This is a genomic window from Pseudomonas cremoris (assembly GCF_014230465.1).
Genome location: NZ_JAAXCY010000013.1, coordinates 237,619 through 243,618 on the forward strand (window position 1 = coordinate 237,619; position 6,000 = coordinate 243,618).

General features: G+C 56.6%; 5 protein-coding genes. 3 read left to right on the forward strand and 2 right to left on the reverse strand.

Translation table 11 applies throughout. The features are described from left to right. Nucleotides 1-28: 28 nt before the first annotated feature. Together argC and erpA are read left to right on the forward strand one after the other, a co-directional pair. A complete protein-coding gene (argC, locus tag HF257_RS28390; RefSeq protein WP_185709301.1) occupies nucleotides 29-1,063 on the forward strand; it encodes an N-acetyl-gamma-glutamyl-phosphate reductase in 1,035 nt (344 codons plus the stop codon). Nucleotides 1,064-1,228: 165 nt separating this feature from the next. Next, nucleotides 1,229-1,579, forward strand: coding sequence for an iron-sulfur cluster insertion protein ErpA (gene erpA, locus HF257_RS28395; RefSeq protein ID WP_003176443.1), 351 nt, complete (start codon nucleotides 1,229-1,231; stop codon nucleotides 1,577-1,579). A gap of 75 nt (nucleotides 1,580-1,654) precedes the next feature. Here erpA and HF257_RS28400 read toward each other — a convergent pair whose 3' ends face one another. Beyond that, complete coding sequence (locus HF257_RS28400) at nucleotides 1,655-2,746, reverse strand: anhydro-N-acetylmuramic acid kinase (RefSeq protein WP_185709302.1); 1,092 nt, start codon at nucleotides 2,744-2,746, stop codon at nucleotides 1,655-1,657. A 3-nt stretch (nucleotides 2,747-2,749) separates the two neighbouring features. Then, entirely contained in the window at nucleotides 2,750-4,168 is a 1,419-nt protein-coding gene (locus HF257_RS28405) for a peptidoglycan DD-metalloendopeptidase family protein (RefSeq protein ID WP_185709303.1), read from the reverse strand. A 209-nt stretch (nucleotides 4,169-4,377) separates the two neighbouring features. Between HF257_RS28405 and tyrS the strand changes: the two genes are divergently transcribed. Beyond that, complete coding sequence (gene tyrS / locus HF257_RS28410; protein WP_185709304.1) at nucleotides 4,378-5,577, forward strand: tyrosine--tRNA ligase; 1,200 nt, start codon at nucleotides 4,378-4,380, stop codon at nucleotides 5,575-5,577. Nucleotides 5,578-6,000 lie beyond the last annotated feature (423 nt).

Here is a 6,000-nt window from a genome sequence, read left to right on the forward strand (position 1 = left end):
TTCCAGTGGGTTCGTTGAGGGCAGGTTTATGGTCAAGGTCGGTATCGTCGGCGGCACGGGTTACACCGGTGTCGAATTGCTGCGTCTGTTGGGACAGCATCCGCAAGCAGAAGTGGTGGTCATCACTTCCCGATCCGAGGCCGGGCTAGCCGTGGCCGATATGTACCCGAACCTGCGCGGCCACTACGATGGCCTGGCGTTCAGCGTTCCGGATATCAAGACCCTGGGTGCCTGTGACGTGGTGTTCTTTGCCACGCCGCACGGTGTGGCCCATGCGCTCGCCGGCGAACTGCTGGCTGCTGGTACCAAGGTCATCGACCTGTCGGCGGACTTCCGTCTGCAAGACGCCGATGAGTGGGCCAAGTGGTATGGCCAGCCTCATGGTGCGCCGCAGTTGTTGGAAGAGGCGGTGTATGGACTGCCCGAAGTCAATCGTGAACAAATCAAACAAGCGCGCCTGATTGCTGTGCCGGGCTGCTACCCAACCGCAACGCAGCTGGGTTTCCTGCCACTGCTCGAGGCGGGGCTGGCGGATGCATCGCGTTTGATCGCGGACTGCAAGTCGGGAGTCAGCGGCGCTGGTCGTGGCGCGGCGGTAGGTTCGCTGTACTCCGAGACGTCGGAAAGCATGAAGGCCTATGCGGTAAAGGGGCATCGTCACTTGCCGGAAATCCGCCAAGGCCTGCGTCGCGCTGCCGGTAAGGAGGTGGGCCTGACCTTCGTACCGCACTTGACGCCGATGATCCGTGGCATTCACTCCACCTTGTACGCGACCGTGGTGGACCGCTCGGTCGACCTGCAGGCGCTGTTCGAGAAGCGCTACGCCAACGAACCGTTCGTCGATGTGATGCCTGCTGGCAGCCACCCGGAAACCCGCAGTGTCCGTGGTGCCAACGTGTGCCGTCTTGCCGTGCACCGTCCGCAGGATGGCGACTTAGTCGTGGTGTTGTCGGTAATCGATAACCTGGTCAAGGGCGCGTCCGGCCAGGCTGTACAGAACATGAACATCTTGTTTGGCCTGGATGAGAAGCTGGGCTTGTCCCACGCAGGCATGCTGCCTTAACGCGGCTTGGTCGCTCAGCAAAAGGCCCGTTGATCGGGCCTTTTGTGTTTTTAATGGCGGTAGCGCAGATTGATATACCGTAACAATAGTTGACCGCTTTTCTAGGAGAAGCGGATAATGCCCGCCATTACGCATATGGCGGCGGTACGCCGGGAGATTATCAGCATGAGCGTTGAATCCTTCACCCCCACGGCTTTGCAATTCACCCACGGTGCTGCGCACAAGGTGAAGAGCCTGGTCGATGAAGAGGGTAATGATCGCTTGAAGCTGCGCGTATTCGTTACGGGCGGCGGTTGTTCAGGGTTTCAGTACGGTTTTACCTTCGATGAAGATGTGGCTGACGACGACACCATCGTCGAGCGTGAGGGTGTGAGCCTGGTCGTGGACCCAATGAGCTTCCAATACCTGGCAGGTGCCGAGGTGGATTACCAGGAAGGTCTGGAAGGTTCGCGCTTCGTGATCAAGAACCCTAATGCTACGACCACTTGTGGTTGTGGGTCTTCGTTCTCGATCTGATCGATAACAAGATCGCAGCGAATAAAAAACGCCGCTGGGCTTTCATGGCTCAAGCGGCGTTTTGCTGTCTGGGGTTCAAGCGGGATAGATCGCGCCCAGTACTCGAAGCCCACGTGCGCCAGTGACGCTAGGGCGATTGGCGGCGATGCCTTCGAGGCAGCAATGGGCCAGCCAGGCGAAGGCCATGGCTTCGACCCAGTCGGGGTCTACACCGTAAGTGGCGGTACTGCCAACCTGGGTGGCTGGCAACAAGGCGGCCAGGCGATTCATCAACGAGCTGTTGTGGGCGCCGCCGCCGCAGACCAGCAGGGTTTCGGTGTGAGGTTGCGCGTTTTGCAGGGATTCAACGATGGTCAGCGCAGTCAGTTCAAGCAAGGTGGCCTGAACGTTCTGGCGTTCAAATGTGGGTAAGCGGTCAAGGTGTTGCTGTAACCAGCCTAGGTTGAACACTTCGCGGCCGGTGCTTTTAGGGCCGGTTGTGACAAAGAACGGGTCACTGAGCAGCGCGTTAAGCAGTTGCGGTTCAGGCGTGCCACTGGCTGCCCACTGCCCATCGCGATCAAAATGTTCGCCCTTTTGGTGGTGAATCCACGCGTCGAGTAGAACGTTGCCTGGGCCGCAGTCGAAGCCGGCAACAGGTTTTCCGGTTTCGATCAGGCTGAGGTTGCTGAAACCGCCCACATTCAATACCGCCCGATTCCCGGTGCTTTCGCCGAACAGCGCTTCATGAAAGGCTGGGACCAAGGGCGCGCCCTGGCCACCGGCCGCTACATCGCGGCTACGGAAGTCACTGACCACTGTGATGCCTGTGAGCTCAGTGAGGAGTGCCGGGTTGCCAATCTGGACCGTAAAGCCGCGGGCAGGTTCATGGCGAATGGTTTGGCCATGGCTGCCAATCGCGCGAATATCCTGAGGCTTGAGGTTTTGCTGGTCGAGCAGGGCGTGAATGCCTTGTTCGGCGAGAGTTACCCAGTGCTGCTGGGCAATGGCCGATCGGGCAATCTCATCCGGGCCACTGGCGCACAAGCTGAGCAGCTCCGCGCGCAGTGAGTTTGGCATGGGAATGTAGTGAGTGGCGATCAGCGTGATCGCCGAGTCTTGCTCGATCAGGGCAATGTCCAGGCCGTCAAGGCTGGTCCCGGACATCACACCAATATAGCGCGGCATCTGTTAGCGCTTCGCCGACGCGAGCAAGGTAGAGCGTTCCTGATCCATGCGTGCCATCAGCGGCTGGCTCTGCTGCATGAAGCGAGCGCGTTCGGCCTTGGCGATTGGATCGGCCATCGGCAGCTTCTGGCCCAGCGGATCGACATGGACGCCGTTGACCTGGAACTCATAGTGCAAGTGCGGGCCAGTGGACAGGCCGGTAGTGCCGATATAACCAATCACTTGGCCTTGCTTCACTGTGCCGCCGGTTTGCACGCCTTTTGCGAAACCTTGCATGTGGCCATACAGCGTACGGTAGGTGTTGCCGTGTTGGATGATCACGGTGTTGCCATAACCACCGCGACGCCCGGCCAACAGTACTTTGCCATCCCCGGCTGCCTTAATAGGCGTGCCACGCGGAGCTGCGTAGTCGACGCCTTTGTGGGCGCGGATTTTGTTCAGAATTGGATGCTTGCGACCCATGGAGAAACGCGAGCTAATACGAGCGAAGTCTACCGGCGTACGGATAAAGGCTTTGCGCATGCTGTTGCCGTCGGCGGTGTAGTAGCTGCTGTTGCCTTGTTTGTTGGTGTAGCGCACGGCGGTGTAGGTCTTGCCGCGGTTGGTGAAGCGCGCGGAAAGGATATTGCCCGTGCCGACTACTTTGCCGTTGGCGACTTTCTGTTCGTAGATCACATCGAATTCGTCGCCTTGGCGGATGTCCTGAGCGAAGTCGATGTCGTAGCCGAACACGCTGGCCATGTCCATCGTCATGCTGTGGGACAAGCCTGCACGGGCGGCGGACTGCGACAAGGAGCTGTTGATGACGCCGTGTACGTAGGCCGAGCGCATAACCGGCTTGGTGGTGACGCGGTTGAATGCAAAGCCTTTGGCGCCCTTGGTCAGGGTGATGCTTTCGAGATCGCTAACGTTGCTGTGCAGATTATTTAGCGAGCCGTCGGGGCTGAATTCGAACTGAAGCTTTTGGCCATGTTTGAGCTGACTGAACTGCTTGGCTTGTTTATCGCTCGCCAGTACTTCATTCACCGTGGCGGCGGGCAAGCCGACCTTTTCAAACAGTGTCGACAGCGTATCGCCTTTCGCCACGATCACTTCGCGGTGCAGAGGGTTCTTGGCCGTGTCGGCAGCAGGCGCAGCTTGATCTTGTTTGGCTTGTTGAGTGTCTTCGGGGCTGTTGTCTATTTGGGCGAACGGCGATTCGGTTGATGCATTTGTGGCTTGTTGTGCGTCGGAAGCGTCTTGATCTTGTGTCAGTTGCTCAACCGGGCTTTCCAGGTCAAGGCTTAGGGATGTTCGTTTGGCTTCTACGTCACTGGAAGGGAATACCAGGAGTGCCAGGCTGAGAAGAGCGGCGATACCACTTGCGGCGAGCAAGTGGGTCTTCGGGTAAAGCGGCGGCGCTTTAGACGGTTCTGTGGTCATAAGTAATTTTGACTTTGAAGATGAAATGGAAAAGATGAATGACATGATGAAGATGAAATAACTGTATAAAATATAACCAAATCATCTGTGGCGCAAGCTCGCGAACGCTGGGCTTGCTGAACGGTGTCCGTGCGCAGGGCAAAACTTGTAATTAGTCCCTGATCTTGTATGGTTGGTTCCCTTTTGAATCTGAGCCTTGCGGGTCTGTTATGAAGTCGGTTGAAGAGCAGCTAGCGCTGATAAAACGTGGTGCGGAAGAACTGTTGGTCGAGGCTGAGCTGATCGAAAAGCTCAAGCGTGGCCAACCCCTGCGTATTAAAGCCGGCTTTGACCCGACGGCGCCGGATCTACATCTGGGTCACACCGTGCTTATTAATAAGCTGCGCCAGTTCCAGGAGCTGGGTCATCAGGTCATCTTCCTTATCGGTGACTTCACCGGGATGATCGGTGATCCGAGCGGCAAGAGCGCAACGCGTCCGCCGTTGACCCGTGAGCAGGTTCTGGATAATGCCGAGACCTATAAGACTCAGGTGTTCAAGATTCTCGATCCGGCCAAGACCGAAGTGGCGTTCAACTCCACTTGGATGGATCAGATGGGGCCGGCGGATTTCATTCGTCTGACCTCCCAGTACACCGTGGCTCGTATGCTTGAGCGCGATGACTTCGACAAGCGCTACTCCACCAATCAGCCAATCGCGATTCATGAGTTCCTCTATCCGCTGGTTCAGGGGTATGACTCAGTGGCGCTGCGTGCGGACGTTGAGTTGGGTGGCACGGACCAGAAGTTCAACCTGCTGATGGGGCGTGAGTTGCAACGTGCGTACGGGCAAGAGGCCCAGTGCATTCTGACCATGCCTTTGTTGGAAGGGTTGGATGGCGTCAAGAAGATGTCCAAGTCCTTGGGTAACTACGTAGGGATCCAGGAAGCGCCGGGTGTGATGTACGGCAAGCTGGTTTCTATTCCTGATGCATTGATGTGGCGCTACTTCGAACTGTTGAGCTTCCGTTCGATGGATGAGATCAATGCACTGCGTGCCGACGTTGAGGCGGGTGCCAACCCGCGTGACGTGAAGATCAAGCTGGCGGAAGAGATTGTGGCGCGCTTCCATGGTGAGGAGGCTGCAGCCAGCGCTCATCGTGCTGCTGGCAATCGTATGAAAGACGGCGAACTGCCGGATGACTTGCCGGAGATTGAGCTGGCTGCTTCAGAGGCTATGCCGATTGCCGCCGTTCTTAATAAGGCAGGCCTGGTTAAGAACTCGGCGGTTGCTCGTGACCTGCTGGGGTCGGGTGGTGTGCGTATTGATGGTGAGGTTGTCGATCGCACCTTTATATACGAACTGGGCGCTACTCATGTTTGCCAGGCAGGGAAGAAGGCATTTGCGCGCATTACGCTCAAATCCGAATAAGTCTGAAATTAGGTGTTGACGGCGAATTATATCTGTCTATAATTCGCCCCACTTCCGGCGCAGTCGAAACGGAAAACTCCTTGGTAAACAATGAGTTATGTGGGTTTCGACAGTCAGTTGCTTCAGTTCATCGAAGCCCGCAAGAAGTTGAAAAAGAGGTGTTGACAGCAGCGTGTAACGCTGTAGAATTCGCCTCCCGCTAACGAGTGATCGGAAGCGCAAGTGGTTGAAGTTGTTGAAGAATTCTTCGAAAGCTTCTGAAAATAATCACTTGACAGCAAGTGAGGCTGCTGTAGAATGCGCGCCTCGGTTGAGACGAAAGATCTTAACCAACCGCTCTTTAACAACTGAATCAAGCAATTCGTGTGGGTGCTTGTGGAGTCAGACTGATAGTCAACAAGATTATCAGCATCACAAGTTACT

Excerpts from the sequence above, each read along its gene's own strand:
- argC (WP_185709301.1), top strand. The coding sequence starts at position 29 with ATGGTCAAGGTCGGTATCGTCGGCGGCACGGGTTACACCGGTGTCGAA.
- erpA (WP_003176443.1), top strand. The coding sequence starts at position 1,229 with ATGAGCGTTGAATCCTTCACCCCCACGGCTTTGCAATTCACCCACGGT.
- HF257_RS28400 (WP_185709302.1), bottom strand. The coding sequence starts at position 2,746 with ATGCCGCGCTATATTGGTGTGATGTCCGGGACCAGCCTTGACGGCCTG.
- HF257_RS28405 (WP_185709303.1), bottom strand. The coding sequence starts at position 4,168 with ATGACCACAGAACCGTCTAAAGCGCCGCCGCTTTACCCGAAGACCCAC.
- tyrS (WP_185709304.1), top strand. The coding sequence starts at position 4,378 with ATGAAGTCGGTTGAAGAGCAGCTAGCGCTGATAAAACGTGGTGCGGAA.